General features: G+C 37.1%; 12 protein-coding genes. 10 read left to right on the top strand and 2 right to left on the bottom strand.

Translation table 11 applies throughout. The features are described from left to right. Positions 1 to 104: 104 nt before the first annotated feature. The gene (locus E5Z56_RS02460) at positions 105 to 572 is read right to left on the bottom strand and encodes a MarR family winged helix-turn-helix transcriptional regulator (RefSeq protein ID WP_175405350.1); all 468 of its coding nucleotides are present in this window, start codon (positions 570 to 572) and stop codon (positions 105 to 107) included. Between the two features lie 328 nt (positions 573 to 900). Between E5Z56_RS02460 and E5Z56_RS02455 the strand changes: the two genes are divergently transcribed. After that, positions 901 to 1,227, top strand: coding sequence for a cupin domain-containing protein (locus E5Z56_RS02455; protein WP_138156369.1), 327 nt, complete (start codon positions 901 to 903; stop codon positions 1,225 to 1,227). 320 nt (positions 1,228 to 1,547) lie between these two features. On the opposite strand, the gene E5Z56_RS02450 is transcribed toward E5Z56_RS02455, so the two are convergent. Beyond that, positions 1,548 to 2,696, bottom strand: a complete 1,149-nt coding sequence (locus E5Z56_RS02450) for a GDSL-type esterase/lipase family protein (protein WP_138156368.1) — start codon at positions 2,694 to 2,696, stop codon at positions 1,548 to 1,550. A gap of 123 nt (positions 2,697 to 2,819) precedes the next feature. On the opposite strand from E5Z56_RS02450, the gene E5Z56_RS02445 reads away from it, so the two are divergent. The 9 genes from E5Z56_RS02445 (at position 2,820) to E5Z56_RS11625 (ending at position 16,459) form a co-directional block, all read left to right on the top strand. Beyond that, a complete protein-coding gene (locus E5Z56_RS02445; RefSeq protein WP_138156367.1) occupies positions 2,820 to 4,721 on the top strand; it encodes an ABC-F family ATP-binding cassette domain-containing protein in 1,902 nt (633 codons plus the stop codon). 27 nt (positions 4,722 to 4,748) lie between these two features. Beyond that, complete coding sequence (locus E5Z56_RS02440; RefSeq protein ID WP_138156366.1) at positions 4,749 to 5,669, top strand: LysR family transcriptional regulator; 921 nt, start codon at positions 4,749 to 4,751, stop codon at positions 5,667 to 5,669. A gap of 183 nt (positions 5,670 to 5,852) precedes the next feature. Beyond that, positions 5,853 to 8,513, top strand: a complete 2,661-nt coding sequence (adhE, locus tag E5Z56_RS02435; protein ID WP_138156365.1) for a bifunctional acetaldehyde-CoA/alcohol dehydrogenase — start codon at positions 5,853 to 5,855, stop codon at positions 8,511 to 8,513. A gap of 3,021 nt (positions 8,514 to 11,534) precedes the next feature. After that, positions 11,535 to 12,368 (top strand): hypothetical protein, encoded by an 834-nt coding sequence (locus E5Z56_RS02430; protein WP_138156364.1) that lies wholly within the window; start codon positions 11,535 to 11,537, stop codon positions 12,366 to 12,368. A 93-nt stretch (positions 12,369 to 12,461) separates the two neighbouring features. Beyond that, positions 12,462 to 13,400 carry a DDE-type integrase/transposase/recombinase gene (locus E5Z56_RS02425; protein WP_175405349.1) on the top strand — a complete coding sequence of 313 codons (939 nt, stop codon included), beginning with the start codon at positions 12,462 to 12,464 and terminating at the stop codon, positions 13,398 to 13,400. Between the two features lie 155 nt (positions 13,401 to 13,555). After that, positions 13,556 to 14,386, top strand: a complete 831-nt coding sequence (locus tag E5Z56_RS02420; protein WP_138156362.1) for a hypothetical protein — start codon at positions 13,556 to 13,558, stop codon at positions 14,384 to 14,386. Between the two features lie 525 nt (positions 14,387 to 14,911). Continuing rightward, positions 14,912 to 15,220 carry a MobC family plasmid mobilization relaxosome protein gene (locus tag E5Z56_RS02415; protein ID WP_175405348.1) on the top strand — a complete coding sequence of 103 codons (309 nt, stop codon included), beginning with the start codon at positions 14,912 to 14,914 and terminating at the stop codon, positions 15,218 to 15,220. Further along, on the top strand, positions 15,181 to 16,167 hold the full coding sequence (locus E5Z56_RS02410; RefSeq protein ID WP_138156360.1) for a relaxase/mobilization nuclease domain-containing protein: 987 nt from the start codon (positions 15,181 to 15,183) through the stop codon (positions 16,165 to 16,167). Before E5Z56_RS02415 ends, E5Z56_RS02410 begins: the two co-directional genes overlap by 40 nt. A 118-nt stretch (positions 16,168 to 16,285) precedes the next feature. Next, positions 16,286 to 16,459: a hypothetical protein gene (locus E5Z56_RS11625; RefSeq protein ID WP_175405347.1), complete on the top strand. Its 174-nt coding sequence runs from the start codon at positions 16,286 to 16,288 to the stop codon at positions 16,457 to 16,459. The last annotated feature ends 4 nt before the right edge of the window (positions 16,460 to 16,463 follow it).

Raw genomic sequence — 16,463 nt, 5'->3', positions numbered from 1 at the left:
ATTTTAGCACATACAATTTAGGGTTACAAATTACTTACAATATAAAAAAATAGCTGCCACTTTCGTGACAGCTATATTGAAGGAAAATACTACTAGTTATTTTATTAGTTATGTGTATCGGAATAAGCTAGGTGGTTAAGGTTGTTCTGAATTTTGTCAACAATTTCAAGGAACTTCTTGAAATCTTCTTCAGAAACATCTTCAGTAACCTTATCAGTTAGAACATCAAGTGTTTCCATTTCTTTCTGTACCAGAGGGATTGTTGAGTCAACAAGCTTTAGTCTTACCATTCTTCTGTCATTTTCATCAGAGATAGTCTGTAGGTAACCGTCTTTACGAAGCTTTTCAACTTCTCTTGAAACAAGGCCCTTAGAAACATAGATGTTGGTTGCAATGTTGCTGATTGTGTCATCACTAGGGTTTACATAAAGACTAGTAAGGATAGCCATACCTGTAGGTGAGATAACCTCATCATTAACTAGGCTTGTCTGTGCACAGTTACGGTAGTTGTATGTGATAGCCTTACATAGCTTGTTTAGGATGATTGTGTTGTTGTATAGTTCGTTACCCATAGTAAAAACTCCTTTTAATTTTAAATTTATATTTTTTATATCTTTGCATTTATTCATTTTAAAAATGGAATAATTTAATTTGCAAAATTATATTTTACATATATTTTCTGTAATGTCAACACTTTTTGCACATTTTTTATATTTTTTGAAGAAAAACATTGTGAAAACTTTGTCAATTCACTTGTTATTGATTGTTTTTGATTGAATTTATTAATAAATTATGAACTATGAATGAAAAATGCAAAAACAATTTGGTTTTTCCACTTTATTTATTCATATTTTGGTGGTATAATGTTAACAGTTTATTTACAGCAAGGAGTGTTTTATTGTGATTTTTGATTATAATAATATGGAAACAACAGTTATCAAAAATTTTAAAGGTGGCGAAAAAGAAATCTCTGCTCAGATGTTTGACGATGAGCATGGCAAGATTATGAAAGCTGTCCTAAAGCCGGGTGCATCTATCGGTTATCATAAGCATGAGGGTAACGGTGAAATTGTTTATGCTATCAGTGGCAATGCTAAAGTCCTTTATAATGACGGTGAAGAATCTTTTTCTGCCGGTCAGTGTCATTATTGCCCTATGGGCAATAGCCACAGTATCATCAATACAGGTGATGAGGACTTTGTTATGTTCTGTGTTGTTTTAGATTAATATAGTTATTTAGTTGTATAATTTTAGTTGTATAATTTTAGTTGTATAATTTTAGTTGTATAATTTTAGTTGTATAATTTTAGTTGTATAATTTAGTTTTTAATTCTTATTGTGCGTAAAGGTTAGTTAGATAAATTTGGTTTGTGGGGTTAGAACACACCTTGTTTTGTGGTAGATATTTAGAATTAGCTTAGACTAACTGTCCTCCCTTGTGTAAAGGGAGCCTTATTTGCTAAAATTTAACACTTTACATTTAGCACTACAAACCCTAATTTATAAAACTGAATTTTCAAATCACACAATAAAATTTAAAATAAACCTTACTCCAAAATACTTTCAGGTACTGTTTCTGCCATAACTTTATAGGCAATTTCTGATGGGTGTAGGTGGTCACCACTATCATAACCAATCTTAAAGGCAGAATGATTATTTTCGTCACGAAGTGCCTTATCAAAGTCAACAACACCGTCAAATTTATCTGTGGTTCTTATCCACTCGTTAACTTCATTTCTTAGCTTTTCTCTAAAGTCTGCATAGGTTCTCCAACCTTCAATTGGTAGAAGCGTGCCACCATAAACCTTTAAGCCAAGGTTTCTTGCAATTTTAATGTATTCTTCAATACCGGCAATCATTTCCTCAGCAGTAGGTAGGTCACTCCAAGGTCTGAACACATTGTTCTCAACACCGACAGGATGAATAATATCGTTAATGCCATGCTGAATAATAACAGTATCAGCACCTGAAACGGAAGAGATTTCCCTCTCAAAACGGTTACTGCCTTTTAGTCCGTAACTGTCGTATTGAATACACTCATATTGTCTTAAAATTCTTGTGCCACATACTGCTCTTCTAACAATTGCAGTATCTTTGTAATTTTCAAAGCATTTTTCTGCTAGGTAATCAGGCCATGATTGTGCAGTAATTGAGTCACCGTAGCAAATAACAGTTTTGTTCTTTTCTTCTGTTAAAACTTCAACATTGTTTAAGAAGTAGAACCAGTTTGTACTTTTCATTTTTTCAACCGGTAATACCTTTTCATTAACATTGTTTCCAAGTGCATAATAACCCTTAGATAATGGTCCTGTAACAAGTACTGCAGATCTTGTTTCTGTAAAGTCCTTTAAGTAGAAACTAACAGAAATATATTCATCACTGTTAATATTGAAAGGAATTTCATCACTTTTAATTTCAATACCCTTTTCAATAGTAACACTTTCTTTGCCGTCAAAAGTAATAGCAGTTGTGTCACTTAGTAAGTTACCTTTATCATCACTTTTTGCAACAGTAGCACAAGTGATTGTGATGCTTTCTGTACCACAAAAGTTAGAAAAACCAAATCTAAGTTTGCTACTCTTAAAAGCAGATTTAATAGGATAACGAAGTGTTATATCCTTTGTGTAGTTCTCTACCTGACGAGTGATAATAGAAGTGGCATTAGCCCAAGTTGATACCCATTTTGTATTTTCCATTTTTCTTTCTCCTCAAAAATTCTATATATTAGGATATAACAAAAAAGTAGATATGTCAAAATTAATTGCACTTTTTAGAATAATATTGTAAAATAAAGGTTAAAGAAATGGAGAGGTGACAAAATGTCTGTATTATCAGCTTATGATTTAAGTATGTCTTTTATAGAGAGGAAGCTGTTTGACAGTATTACTTTTACAGTAGAAGAAAAAGACAAAATAGGCTTTATCGGTGCAAACGGTAGTGGCAAGACCACATTGTTTAAAATTTTAACAGGACAACTTTCACCGGATACCGGCACAGTTACTGTTAGCAAAAATACAACTGTAGGTTATATGGAACAACACGCTTGTACCAGCTTAAACAGAACAGTTTATGAGGAGTTGCTTTCTGTCTTTCAACCATTAATAGATATGGAAAAGGAGCTTGAAGAACTTCCTAAACAAATAGAAAATGCAACTGATGATATACATTCTTTAATAGAAAAGCAGGATTTGTTACTTCAAAAGTTTCAGGATAAGGGTGGCTTAACTTATAAAAGCAGAACAAGAAGTTCACTTATCGGGTTAGGTTTTACTGAGGAAGATTTCGATATGGAAGTTTCTAAACTTTCAGGTGGACAAAAAAGTAAACTTAGCCTTGCAAAGCTATTGCTTTCAGGTGCTAATATTCTTCTCCTTGATGAACCTACCAACCACCTTGACATTAATGCAGTATCTTGGCTTGAAAACTTTTTGAAAGATTTTGACGGCAGTGTTATTATTATCAGCCATGACAGATATTTCCTTGATGCAGTTACAAACAGAACAATGGAACTTTATTGTAATCACTTAATTATGTATAAGGGTAACTACTCAGCCTTTATGGATAAGAAAGAAAAAGACCAAGAAAGTATCCGTAATAAATACGAAAACGATTTAAAAGAAATTAAGCGACTTGAGGGTATTATTCAACAACAGATTGAATGGTCACAAGAGCGTAACTATATTACTGCTGCCAGCAAGCAGAAAGAAATTGACAGAATAAAAGCACAACTAGTGCCACCGGAAGAAGAAAATCACGACTTAAGATTTAAGTTCCATGTAAATGAAGAAAGTGGCAATGATGTTGTAATGTGCAAAGACCTTGAAAAGTCTTTTGGCAATAATCATCTTTTCAGTAACCTTTCATTCCATATCAGAAAAGGTGAAAAGGTTGTTATTATGGGTGGCAACGGTATTGGCAAAACCACTTTATTTAAAATGTTATTGGGTAGGGAAATGCCTGATAGTGGTTATATTGACTATGGTACAGGTGTAAAGATTGGTTATTTTGACCAAATGCAAGGCAACTTAAACCTAGAGAATGATGCCTATACAGAAGTTTACGATACTTTCCCTAATATGACAGAAACTGAAGTTAGAACTGCTTTAGGCAGATTTCGCTTTAGAGGTGATGAAGTATTTAAAAAGTTAAAGCTAATGTCCGGTGGTGAAAGGGCAAGAGTTAACTTGCTAAAACTTATGTTAAGTGGAGATAACTTCCTGTTACTTGACGAACCTACCAACCACCTAGATACTTTTTCAAGAGAAAGTCTTGAAAAAACTTTAAATGAATATGAAGGCACTTTGCTTGTAATCAGCCACGATAGATACTTTGTAAATAAAATTGCCGATAGAATTTTGTATATGACAGACAAAGGCTTTGTTGAGTATCTTGGAAACTACGATTACTTTATAGAAAGAACAAAGGACAATCCTGTTGATACACCTGAACTAAAGGTTAGAAACGATAAACCAAAGGTTAATGATTATAAAAAGGAAAAAGAAGAAAGAGCTAAGATTCGTAAAAAGCAAAATGACATTAAGAAAATTCAAGCCTTAATTGAAAAGCTTGATGAAGAAATTGCCCAAACAGAAAGTATGTTAGCTGATGAAAGTATCACTTCGGATTATGAGAAACTTATGGAATATACGGAAAAGCTAAACGAACTTCAAACTTCCCAAGAAGAAGCATTTATGAAGTGGGAAGAACTTGAGAATAGCTAATCTTTTTATTTAATAGGGGGTGTGGAGATGAACTTACTCCACTTAAAATACGCAATAGAAATTGAGAAAACTCAGTCTATTAACAAGGCTGCCGAGAATTTATATATGGGTCAACCTAACCTTTCCAGAGCAATTAAAGAACTTGAAAGGTCAATGGGTGTAAAGATTTTCCAAAGAACTTCCAAGGGTATGATTCCTACTCCTGAGGGTATTGAATTCCTAGGTTATGCAAAGAAAATTCTTGCACAGGTTGATCAGGTGGAAAATCTTTTTTCTAAGAATAAGAGAAACACTCAAAAGTTTTCAATTTCTGTTCCAAGGTCAAGCTACATTTCATCAGCATTTGTAAATTTCTGTAGCAAAATTGATGAAGATAAAAGAGCAGAAATTTATTATCAAGAAACCAACAACCAACAAGCAATTCGCAATATATTGGAAAATGACTTTAAAATGGGTATTGTACGATATGATGTGAATTATGAAGAAACATTTAAAAAGTACCTTGAAGAAAAGAAACTAGAGGCTAAGGATATTTTTCAATTTAAGTACAATATTGTTGTGTCAAAGAATGACCCATTAGCTTTAAAAAATAGTGTCACAACAGAAGATTTAAGCAATTATATTATTATAAGCCATGCCGATCCATATGTACCCTCATTACCGGCACATGATTTACAGAAAGAAGATATGGGTTATAATAATGAAAGACATATCTTTGTTTATGAAAGAGCAAGTCAGCTTGAATTGTTAAGTAAAGTGAAAAACACTTGTATGTTTGTATCCCCAATGCCAAAGCATTTGCTTAATATTTATGGCTTAAAAGAAATAAAATGCAGTGACAAGGTGGGAATGTACAAGGATGTGCTGATTTATCGAAAAAAACAAAAGTTAGATTCTTTCGATGAATTATTTATAAATGAGCTTGAAAATTCTATTAAGGAACATTAAAACTAAATAATAACCAAGAAATTGCCTATATTTTTCACGAAATATAGGCAATTATTTAGTTATATCATTTTTGATATATTGTTATGCATATTTTAGATTTTACTTGTATGATTAAATGTGTTAAAATTTTAACAAACCGTAGGAAAGCTACGGATTTATTTAAGAATTTAAGGAGATTCAGTTATGGCTAAGAATAGCAAGAACAATGCTAAAGCAACAGAAGAAAAAGCTGTTGTAACAGAAGTAAAAGATAGCAATATTGTAGATTCAGTAGAAGCACTAGAAGCAAAACTAGCACAGGTTAGAGAAGCACAGAAGAAATTCTCAGCATACACACAGGAACAGGTTGACAAGATCTTCAAGGCAGCAGCAATTGCAGCAAACCAGGCAAGAATTCCTCTGGCTAAACTGGCAGTAGAAGAAACAGGTATGGGCGTAGTAGAAGATAAGGTAATCAAGAACAACTACGCAGCAGAATATATTTACAACGCATACAAGAACACAAAGACTTGTGACATTATCGAAAGAGACGAAAGTTTCGGTACAATCAAGGTTGCAGAACCAATCGGTGTTGTAGGTGCAGTTATCCCAACAACAAACCCAACATCAACAGCAATCTTTAAGACACTTATCTCTCTAAAGACAAGAAATGGTATCATCATTTCCCCTCACCCAAGAGCAAAGAAAAGCACAATCGCAGCAGCAAAGGTTGTTCTAGATGCAGCTGTTAAGGCAGGTGCTCCAGAAAACATCATCGGTTGGATTGATATTCCTTCTCTTGATATGACAAACCTACTAATGAAAGAATCAGACATTATCCTAGCAACAGGTGGTCCTGGTATGGTTAAGGCTGCTTATTCAAGTGGTAAGCCTGCTCTAGGTGTTGGTGCAGGTAATACTCCTGCTATCATTGATAGCTCAGCAGACATCCTACTAGCTGTATCTTCAATCATCCACTCAAAGACATTTGATAACGGTATGATTTGTGCATCAGAACAGTCAGTAATCGTTGTTAAGGATATTTATGAAAAGGTTAAGAAGGAATTCCAGTACAGAGGCTGTTACTTCCTAAACCCTGAAGAAACAGAAAAGGTAAGAAAGACAATCATCATCAACGGTGCTCTAAATGCTAAGATTGTTGGTCAGTCAGCTCACACAATCGCTGCTCTAGCAGGTGTTGATGTTCCTGTTGATACAAAGGTTATCATCGGTGAAGTTGAAAGCGTTGACATTGCAGAAGAATTCGCTCACGAAAAGCTTTCTCCTGTTCTAGCTTTCTATAAGGCAGAAGATTTTGAAGATGCTCTAAATAAGGCAGAACACCTAATCGCTGATGGTGGTTACGGTCATACATCTTCTCTATACTGTAACGCAGTAACAGAAAAGGATAAGATTGATACATTCGCAAACAGAATGAAGACATGTAGAATCCTTGTAAATACACCATCATCACACGGTGGTATCGGTGACCTATATAACTTCCAGCTAAAGCCTTCACTAACACTAGGTTGTGGCTCATGGGGTGGCAACTCAGTATCAGAAAATGTTGGCGTAAAGCACTTAATTAATATTAAGACAGTAGCAGAGAGAAGGGAAAATATGCTTTGGTTCAGAGCACCTGAAAAGGTATATATGAAGAAGGGCTGCCTACCAGTAGCACTACAGGAACTAAAAGATGTTATGGGTAAGAAGAGAGTATTTATCGTAACAGACCAGTTCCTATACAAGAATGGTTACACAAAGATTGTAACAGATAAGCTAGACGAAATGGGCATTGTTCATACAACATTCTTTGATGTTGCTCCAGACCCAACACTTGCTTGTGCTAAGGAAGGTGCAAAGCAGATGACAGCATTCGAACCTGATTGCATTATCGCAATCGGTGGTGGTTCAGCAATGGATGCCGGTAAGATTATGTGGGTAATGTATGAACATCCTGAAGTAGACTTTATGGATATGGCTATGAGATATATCGACATCCGTAAGAGAGTTTACACATTCCCTGAAATGGGTAAGAAGGCTTACTTCATTGCAGTTCCAACATCAGCAGGTACAGGTTCAGAAGTAACTCCATTCGCAGTTATCACAGACGAAAAGAGTGGTATTAAGTACCCTCTAGCTGACTATCAGCTACTACCAAAGATGGCTATTGTTGATACAGATATGCATATGACAGCTCCTAAGGGTCTAACAGCTGCATCAGGTGTTGACGCACTAACACATGCTCTAGAAGCTTATGCATCAATTATGGCAACAGATTATTCAGACGGTCTAGCTCTAAAGGCTGCAAAGACAATCTTTGAATACCTACCAACATGTTACGATAACGGTCCTAACGAACCGGTAGCAAGAGAAAAGATGGCTAACGCAGCTACAATGGCAGGTATGGCATTCGCAAATGCATTCCTAGGTGTATGTCACTCAATGGCTCATAAGCTAGGTGCTTACCATCACCTACCACACGGTATTGCAAATGCTCTACTAATCGACCTAGTAATCAGATTCAATGCTGCAGAATGCCCAAGAAAGATGGGTACATTCAGCCAGTATGCTTACCCACACACAATGAGAAGATATGCTGAATTCGGTGAATACCTAGGCGTAAAGGGTAAGACAGATGAAGAAAAGGTAGAAAACCTAATCAAGATGATTGACGAGCTAAAGGAAAGAGTTGGCATTAAGAAGACAATCAAGGATTACGGCATTGAAGAAGATAAGTTCCTAGAAACACTAGACAGTATGTGTGAAGATGCATTTGATGACCAGTGTACAGGTGCTAACCCAAGATACCCATTAATCTCAGAAATTAAGGAAATGTATCTAAAGGCTTACTATGGTGAATAATTAACAATAGTTAATTAACATAGTGAAATAAAATTAATGTGCAAACTAAAGTGAAACTGATAATAAGTTCTGTTTTGTGTGTCTTTAATAGAATAACATTGTTGTCAGTTCGCTTTAGTGTTGTACTTGAATATGATGCAAGTTTAAATGTATTTGTCCCTAGATTATATTAGTCCTAGAAAATATATTTTAAATTTTGCAAAATAAAAATATTGGTTTCCGTAAACCAATAAATAAAAGTCTAAAAGAAGAACAATCTCAGTAAAAAGTTTCTATTAGATTTGTAAATTTCAATTGATTATGAAATACAAAACCCCTCACAATCGTGAGGGGTTATTTTTGTGTGAACTATTCAGTAATAATTCAACAAATAAGGTTTTTTCAATTTTGTCTGTGGGTAAAGGTTAGTTTAATAAACTTATCTTTTCAATTTTGATTGTGGGTTAAGATAAATCAGCAATATAAATTAGGATTTGTGGGGATGTTTATGTAATATAGGTTAATTAGATATTAACCGATTAATTCAACTAATTTATAGTTTTTTCCCTCCTTCAGTCGATTTATAAAAGGTAAATTGCCGTACCGTCAATTTACAATCGACAGCTTCCTCGTCTGAGGAAGCCAAACATAATATGTACAAATTTAAAAAATGTACATACCTTGTAGCCTCCCTCGCTGAGGGAGGTGGCTTTGCGTATGCAAAGACGGAAGGAGTGATTGATATTTTAAACTTGTTTAAAATATCATCATAGCTGAAACTTTCCTCTATTTCTAACTATAAAATATAAGAAAAATTATGAGTTACAGGTGTAGGGGACATCATTGATGTCCCGTTACAAACTAGCCTTTATATAGGTACTTTGCCCTATATGGTAAGTTATAATTTTTAGTTTCTACATAGGACTAAGTTACATAAAACATTTTACTATTAAACGGGCGAACAATGTTCGCCCCTACGACTGTGAGCCAAAATTTTGTTATAATTCACACCCACAAACCCTAATTTATCATTCTCACCTTTACCAACAGACAAAATTGAATAAACCTAATTTGTTTGTGTAATAATTATATCTTGTTAGTTGCATTGCCGGTATATAAAAAAGTGAAAGTACATATGTACTTCCACTTCTTATGGTGCACCTAACAATGATACATCTTAAAAGGGTGCGTACCTCGCTTATTAAGCACAAATACGAAAGGAAAGAGGCATCTACGCCCTCCCTAAAAATAATCTACAGAATTATTTTCTTAACTCCAAGTACAACATGGTCGTTTATCGTTGTGCATAAATGCACTTCCTCAAACTCCCTGTTGTAGCTCTTCCTCGAACTCCTTTCATCTGCCACCGGCAGCAGTCGTTCTCGTCACCTTCAAGTCTTGTTAGTTGCATTGCTTGTATAATAAAAAAAGACAATACTAATGTATTGCCTTTTTTAATGGTGCACCTAACAAGACTTGAACTTGCACGAATTTTCATTCATATGGACCTGATGCTCGCGCCCCGTCGGTGAAACGCCGCAAGTCCCATTCCTATGCGGTTTGTTGTTGGCAGTATAACATAGGAGAAGCGATTAGTCAACTAATTTACAATCCTTTTCCGCAGTTTTTGTTACGATTGCTTTCAGAAACAGAGAGATTAGATTATAGATTGACTTATAGTGAAGCAGGACGATGAAAATCGTCCTGTTTCTATATAGACAAAGCTTGTATTATCTGGTATCATGATAACAGATTCGAATATCGGAGTAATAATGTTTGCTGTCGGATTTACGGTAATGATGACTCTGGATGTCTCCTTGGGATAAGATTAAATGCTTATTGTAATAATTGTATTTTATAGTTCTTCGCAAGAAAAATAATCATATATCAAATCTTTTAACGGAGGCGGGCGACCGTCTCCGTTTCTTTCGGCGTTGGTCGGGCTTTATCCGAAAACGAATCCGTATCCGATATAATATAATAAATCCCATACAGGCGATTTGTCGCGAAGTGTGGGCAAAATAAAACGCAGGCGTGGAATCTGTTTGAAAGGATTTCGCGCTTGCGCTTTTGTATGTGTTGCAGCAGAAGTTTTTGAAGATAGCTTATTAAAATCTGCTACGGTGAAAACAATGAATACGACCTGTGACTATTTAATAGTCGCGGGTCTTTTTTATTTATCTTTATACAATTGTCATTTTGAATAAAACTAAACAGTCTCAGTTGGTGAAAACGCCGAAAAATGATTACAGTTTCTGAGAATGACCCCTCAAATACCCTTTTTGAGTGCAGTAGGTGAAAGGGGTTATTTTTGAATAGCAATTTATACAAAGCCAGCACTTAGTTTTTGGAGGTTTTGCTGAAAAAAGTTACATTTTCTGAAAATGACTTCTCAACCCCCTTGTTTTATGGCGGTAGGTGAAGGGTGTTATTTTCGAATAGCAATTTACACAAAATCAGCATTTAGTTTTTGGATGTTTCGCTGAAATATAGTTACAGCTTCTAAAATTGACCCCTCAAACCCCTTGTTTTATGGCGGTAGGTGAAGGGAGTTATTTTCGAATAGCAATTTCTACAAAACCAGCATTTAGTTTTTGGACGATTTGCTGAAAAAGTTATGGTCCCCAAAAACAGGATCGGGTTTATACGTTTTGAGTGTAGTAAGTGAAACTCCCTTCAATGAACCTTGACAATTGAATACAGCAAACAGGAAACATTCTCTCTGCCAGCGAGCTACAGAAGCGGACGCTCAAATGAGCCTTCAAGACTTCGACCGCAGGAGGCAAACCTAAGGAAAGCCACGACCTGCAGAGAGGACAATGATACTTCCGTCCAGTCACAGTCCGAGCGTTAGAAGCGTCGCAGGCAATGAGGGCGGCTGCGGGAAATCCCCGCGGTGGTGAGATTCCAATGGAGCTTTTGCAAAAGCCTTTCTGTTTGAAATTAGAAAAGAATTTTTAAAAGGAGGAGTTTAAAATAGACGATATTGATTATGAATTATTATACTTTAAGCCGTATAAGGTAATAGACGGTAATCTCTGTATGGAGATTAACTCAAAGCAGGGCTATTACGACAAAAAGCTCTGTAACTTCACGCCACGCCTATTAAGCGAAATTACCGTCGTTGACGGCGTGGAAACAACTAAAAGATTACGCCTCGGTGGAAAGCTCGCGGGCGGCAGAGTACTACCCGAAATTGAGATTAACGGCTCGGAGCTCGGCTCGTTTAACTGGCTACTCGACAAATGGGGAGTTGAATGCGTTTTGGAGGTTGGCAAAAACGTTAAAGATAATGTCCGCCACGCTATTCAGCTTACAGCGCCTGCGGCGGATAAGAAATGTATTTATACCGTTACGGGCTGGAAGAAAATCGATAACCACTGGCATTATCTTCTGCCGAATGACAGCCGCTTTGATGTAGATCTTTCGGGTAAATTGAAGCACTACTCAACCGAGCAGAATTTTTCTGAGCAGGATATCGCAAACGTTTTTATGATGCACGAGATCCCACCTGTCAAAAAGGAGATTCTCTATTCACTTATTGCCTTTACGTTCCTTACTCCGCTTAATGAATTCCTCAAAAGAACGGGCTGTGAACCAAAATTTGTTCTGTTCTTAGTCGGTCATACAGGAACCAGGAAAAGCACATTAGCAGCGTTATTTCTTTCGTTCTTCGGTCAATTTACTGCGAGCGATTTGCCGTTGAGCTTCCGAGATACAGCGAATTCTATTCTTCATAACGCCTTTACGCTCAAGGATGTGCTGACCTGTATCGACGACTTTCATCCGAGCGGTCGTGATGAGGAAAAGAAGCTAACATCTACAGCACAGTCGGTCATGAGAGCCTATGGCGACCGAATGTATGTGCTAAAATGATATGACCCAATAAAAAAGAGGAGTAACTTCAAAATATGGTATAATGGAATCGCTAAAAAACATTAACCTAAGAAAGAAGTACTCCTCATGAATATGATAACACAAGAAGCAAAGAAAAAGCAAGCGGTAGTAAAATACGCAATAAGAAAAGGAAAAAGCAAAGCAAGTAGAATGTACGGTGTAAGTCTTTCAAGCGTAAAGAGATGGTGTAAACAATATGACGGTACCTGGCAATCGCTATTGCCTAAATCACACAGACCACATAGTCATCCTAACAGGCACACAAAAAGAGAAGAAAGACAAATTAGAAATTCTTTCAAAAAGTGCTATGAAAGATATGGATGGGATGGAGTATACAGTGATTTAAAGAGAAAAGGATATACAAGAAGCTACTCAGGAATGATATATGCAGCTAAAAGAATGGGCTTAGTAAAATATAAAAAGACCAAGAAAAAGAGCCGTAAGCATAGAAGATATCCGGAACTGTTAATACCTGGAGAAAAGGTGCAGATAGATGTAAAAGAAGTGCCATATAATTGCTTAAGAGGTAAGGCTTTAAGGGACGGAAAGCATTTTTATCAATGGACTGCAATAGATGAATGTACAAGGATGAGATTTGTATATGGGTTTGAAGAACATACACCTGAAAACTCAACCAAATTCTTGAAAATGTTATTGAAAGAATTTCCGTTTAAAATACAGACTATTCAAACAGATAACGGAATAGAGTTCACATATAAATATCAGAGCAGTGAAGTGAAAAGTCCTTTTGAAATAGAATTAAACAAACTAGGTATAAATCATAAATTAATACCACCACGAACACCTTGGCACAACGGAAAGGTAGAAAGAAGTCATAGAAACGACCAAAGATATTTCTATGAATGGGAAACATTCAGAAATATTGAAGAATTAAACACAAAATTAAAAGGACATTTGGAATGGAGTAATAACAAAACAATGAGAACACTTGATTACAAGAGTCCAATGCAGTTATTGAGTGAAAAGTTAGAATTGAAATCCATTCATTAATTAATATTCATAATCAAAAGTCAGTAAAACAAGCGAAATATTAAATCGTATTTTATTTTTACCCTAAAATGGGTCATATCTATTTACAACACAGAGTCATGAGAGCCTATGGCGACCGAACGGGTAGGGGAAGACTCCGCGCGGATTCTACGCTTATGGAAAATCGTCCGCCGCAGGGTAACGCTATCATCACAGCTGAGTTCGCTCCCGATGTCGGAGAAAGCGGTACGGCTCGTTATTTCTCGCTCGAATTAAAGGACGGCGACGTGGATCTTATCAATCTTTCCGCCTACCAGAGTGAAGCTGAGCGCGGCGGTTTCAGGCGTTGTATGTACGCCTATATCGAGTATCTGAAAGCCTTTCATCTCAGCACTCAGGCTGATGAAAAAGAGTTTATCTCCGATTTAAAAAGCAGGTTCACATCCGCGCGTGACGAGTTTATTAAGAAGTATCCAAACTGCCACGGACGTATTCCCGAGGCGGTCGCGTGCCTGAGAATCGGGTTTGATTTCTACATCGATTTTATGGAAGAAAATTTTATGCTTAACCCGATTTCATCGGATAAGCTAAGACAGGAATTTTTGGAGTATCTTTATTCCCAAGCCGCCGAACAATGTAACAGCATAACGAATGATAAGCCGACGCATATATTTATTAAAAAGCTCTACTCTTTGATTGAGAGCGGACAGGTTTATGTGATGAAGCGCGGAGAGCTGTACGAGCCCACAGGCGGAGCGTTTATAGGCTGGGAGGACGAGGATTATTACCTGCTCAACTGCGACTCAGCACTGAAAGCGGTCAAGCGCCTTTGCGACGAGGAAGGAACACGCTTCACAATTACGCTGCGCGGACTAATGCGCGCGCTCGCGGAGGAGGACTTGATTGATACATTTGGTAATCAAAATACTTTCCCAATTAGAATCGGCGACAAAAGCAAAAGGGTGATGTGGCTCAGAAAATCAAAGTCGGATAAGATATGTTATTAAAATTTCCCGTAACCACGGAGCCCGTGGAGCCTAAGCCGCCTTTGGAAAGGATTTGTATAAAGGAAAATTCATCAACGGCGGGGCTGAAAATGATAGGACGGTAATTATTTACAGATATGATATGTACTTGAAATTTTCCCGTAACTCCCGTAACCGTATACGCTGAACCCGCTCTGTAATTGACGTTCAGCCGTTACGCGAATAAAAAATATCGCGTAACTTTTCCGTAACACATTTCGGCTTTCCCGTAACTTTGATCACGGGTGTTACGTTAAAGTTACGGGAACATAATTCCTGTCAAGCTTAGAGTTTATGGGGAATTCTTAACGTCGTTACGTCAGTTACGCCAAATTTATACAAGGGTTTAGTTCAGATAATTACTCGTGTTTATTTGGGATAGTTTTAGCTATCTTGGTTATTGCGAGTTTCGCCTTTGTCTTACGACCGCCTTCTTCGGCGGCCGAGACTTCGGCAGTCGGGCTAAGCCCATACCCATATATTTCACAATGAAAGGAAATGATAGTTTTGAGTAAAGATTTGATTTTATCAACACGTGTTTCAGCAGAAGAAAAGGAAATAATTGAGCGAAAAGCGCTCGAAAGTTACCGTACGGTTAGCAATTATCTTCGTGACTGTGCTCTCGAAAAGAGAATAGTTTCCGTCAAGGGCTTGGACGAAATCGCCGCGGAGCTTCGGCGGATTGGTAACAACATTAATCAGCTCACGCGGGCGGTTAACGCGGGACAAGCCTATGAAATCGATCTGCGCAGAACACAGGGAAGGCTGGGTGATATATGGCAATCGTTAAATTCGTTAACGCGGGCAGTCCGATGAATAATATTTTTAATTACGTTACCCGGAGCGACGCGACAAACAGAAAATTGATTGACGGCGTGAACTGTTCTCCGGAATCCGCACTCGAAGAGTTCAGGTTTGTCAAGAAACAATTCGGAAAAGAGGACGGCAGAATGTACTATCATATCATCCAGTCCTTCGCACTTGACGACAGACTTTCTCCCAAGAAAGCTCATGAAATCGGGATGAAATTAGCCGAGTATTTTCCTGATTATCAGGTGTTAGTCGCGACACATACGAATACAAAATGTCTGCACAATCATTTGATTCTGAACTCCGTCAGCTTCAAAAACGGAAAGAAGTTTCACCAAAGCCGCGACGAAATGCTCCGCTTCAAAGAGTATTCCAACAGGCTTTGTCAGGCTGAAGGACTGAGTGTTACGGAGGTAAAAACAAGGAATCCCCGCCACTTAAAGTGGAAGGACGAGCTCAGACGTTACGCTTACTACGCGCTGTGTGAGACGGATACTAAGGAAGGTTTTATCGGGTGCATGGAGGATTACGGCTACAAAGTTCGTTGGGATGATAACCATAAATACATTACCTTTACAACTCCCGACGGTCATAAGTGCCGTGATATCAAACTCTTTGATGAGATGTTCTTGAAGAAAAATCTTGAAATATATTATGCTATGGGTGGATGCGAAAGCGGAATCGCGGAAATATATCAAAACTACGCAACGCCGATTCATAACGACAGCTTTAAGATGACGTACTCAAATGATTTGATATCGCAAATCGGCGACCTGCTTGCGTCAATTCCGAGCGATTTCCACCATTATTTTACACCCGACTACATCAACGAAATCAATCCCAATAAAAAGCGTGAACTCGAAAAACTCCTCGGCAGAAAAATCACTAATGAGGCATTTGTTTATTACTGTACGCAGGAGGATTACGAGCAGCAGATGGGATTGAGTTTATAAAATTGAAAAAGATTGAAAAAAGTCTGGATATTCAAAAAGCTTTGTGATATGTTGTGTTTGCAACAAAACGACGCGGTCAGAGCTGACGCGCGTATCAACTAAATGAAAGGAGAATAAAATGAAAAATACTGAGAAGAAAACAAAAATCAACAGCGTATGCTTTAAATACGTCGGGACAGATGAGCAGTTCGAAACCTTCGTTAAAAGTGTGGTTAAAGACTACATTACCGACAATAGTTTGCTCCCCGACAAGCCTCAGAAATTAATAATTCCTGATAAAAAATCCGCGTAACGAA

The sequence above is a fragment of the Ruminococcus bovis genome (assembly GCF_005601135.1).
GTDB lineage: Bacteria > Bacillota > Clostridia > Oscillospirales > Acutalibacteraceae > Ruminococcoides > Ruminococcoides bovis.
Note: the sequence above shows the minus strand (reverse complement) of the source record. Positions and strands in the feature narration are given on the sequence as shown.

Bases quoted from the DNA above. Each gene is read 5' to 3' on its own strand.
- E5Z56_RS02460 (WP_175405350.1), bottom strand. From the start codon at position 572: ATGGGTAACGAACTATACAACAACACAATCATCCTAAACAAGCTATGT.
- E5Z56_RS02450 (WP_138156368.1), bottom strand. From the start codon at position 2,696: ATGGAAAATACAAAATGGGTATCAACTTGGGCTAATGCCACTTCTATT.
- E5Z56_RS02445 (WP_138156367.1), top strand. From the start codon at position 2,820: ATGTCTGTATTATCAGCTTATGATTTAAGTATGTCTTTTATAGAGAGG.
- E5Z56_RS02440 (WP_138156366.1), top strand. From the start codon at position 4,749: ATGAACTTACTCCACTTAAAATACGCAATAGAAATTGAGAAAACTCAG.
- adhE (WP_138156365.1), top strand. From the start codon at position 5,853: ATGGCTAAGAATAGCAAGAACAATGCTAAAGCAACAGAAGAAAAAGCT.
- E5Z56_RS02430 (WP_138156364.1), top strand. From the start codon at position 11,535: ATGGAGATTAACTCAAAGCAGGGCTATTACGACAAAAAGCTCTGTAAC.
- E5Z56_RS02425 (WP_175405349.1), top strand. From the start codon at position 12,462: ATGATAACACAAGAAGCAAAGAAAAAGCAAGCGGTAGTAAAATACGCA.
- E5Z56_RS02420 (WP_138156362.1), top strand. From the start codon at position 13,556: ATGGAAAATCGTCCGCCGCAGGGTAACGCTATCATCACAGCTGAGTTC.
- E5Z56_RS02410 (WP_138156360.1), top strand. From the start codon at position 15,181: ATGGCAATCGTTAAATTCGTTAACGCGGGCAGTCCGATGAATAATATT.
- E5Z56_RS11625 (WP_175405347.1), top strand. From the start codon at position 16,286: ATGAAAAATACTGAGAAGAAAACAAAAATCAACAGCGTATGCTTTAAA.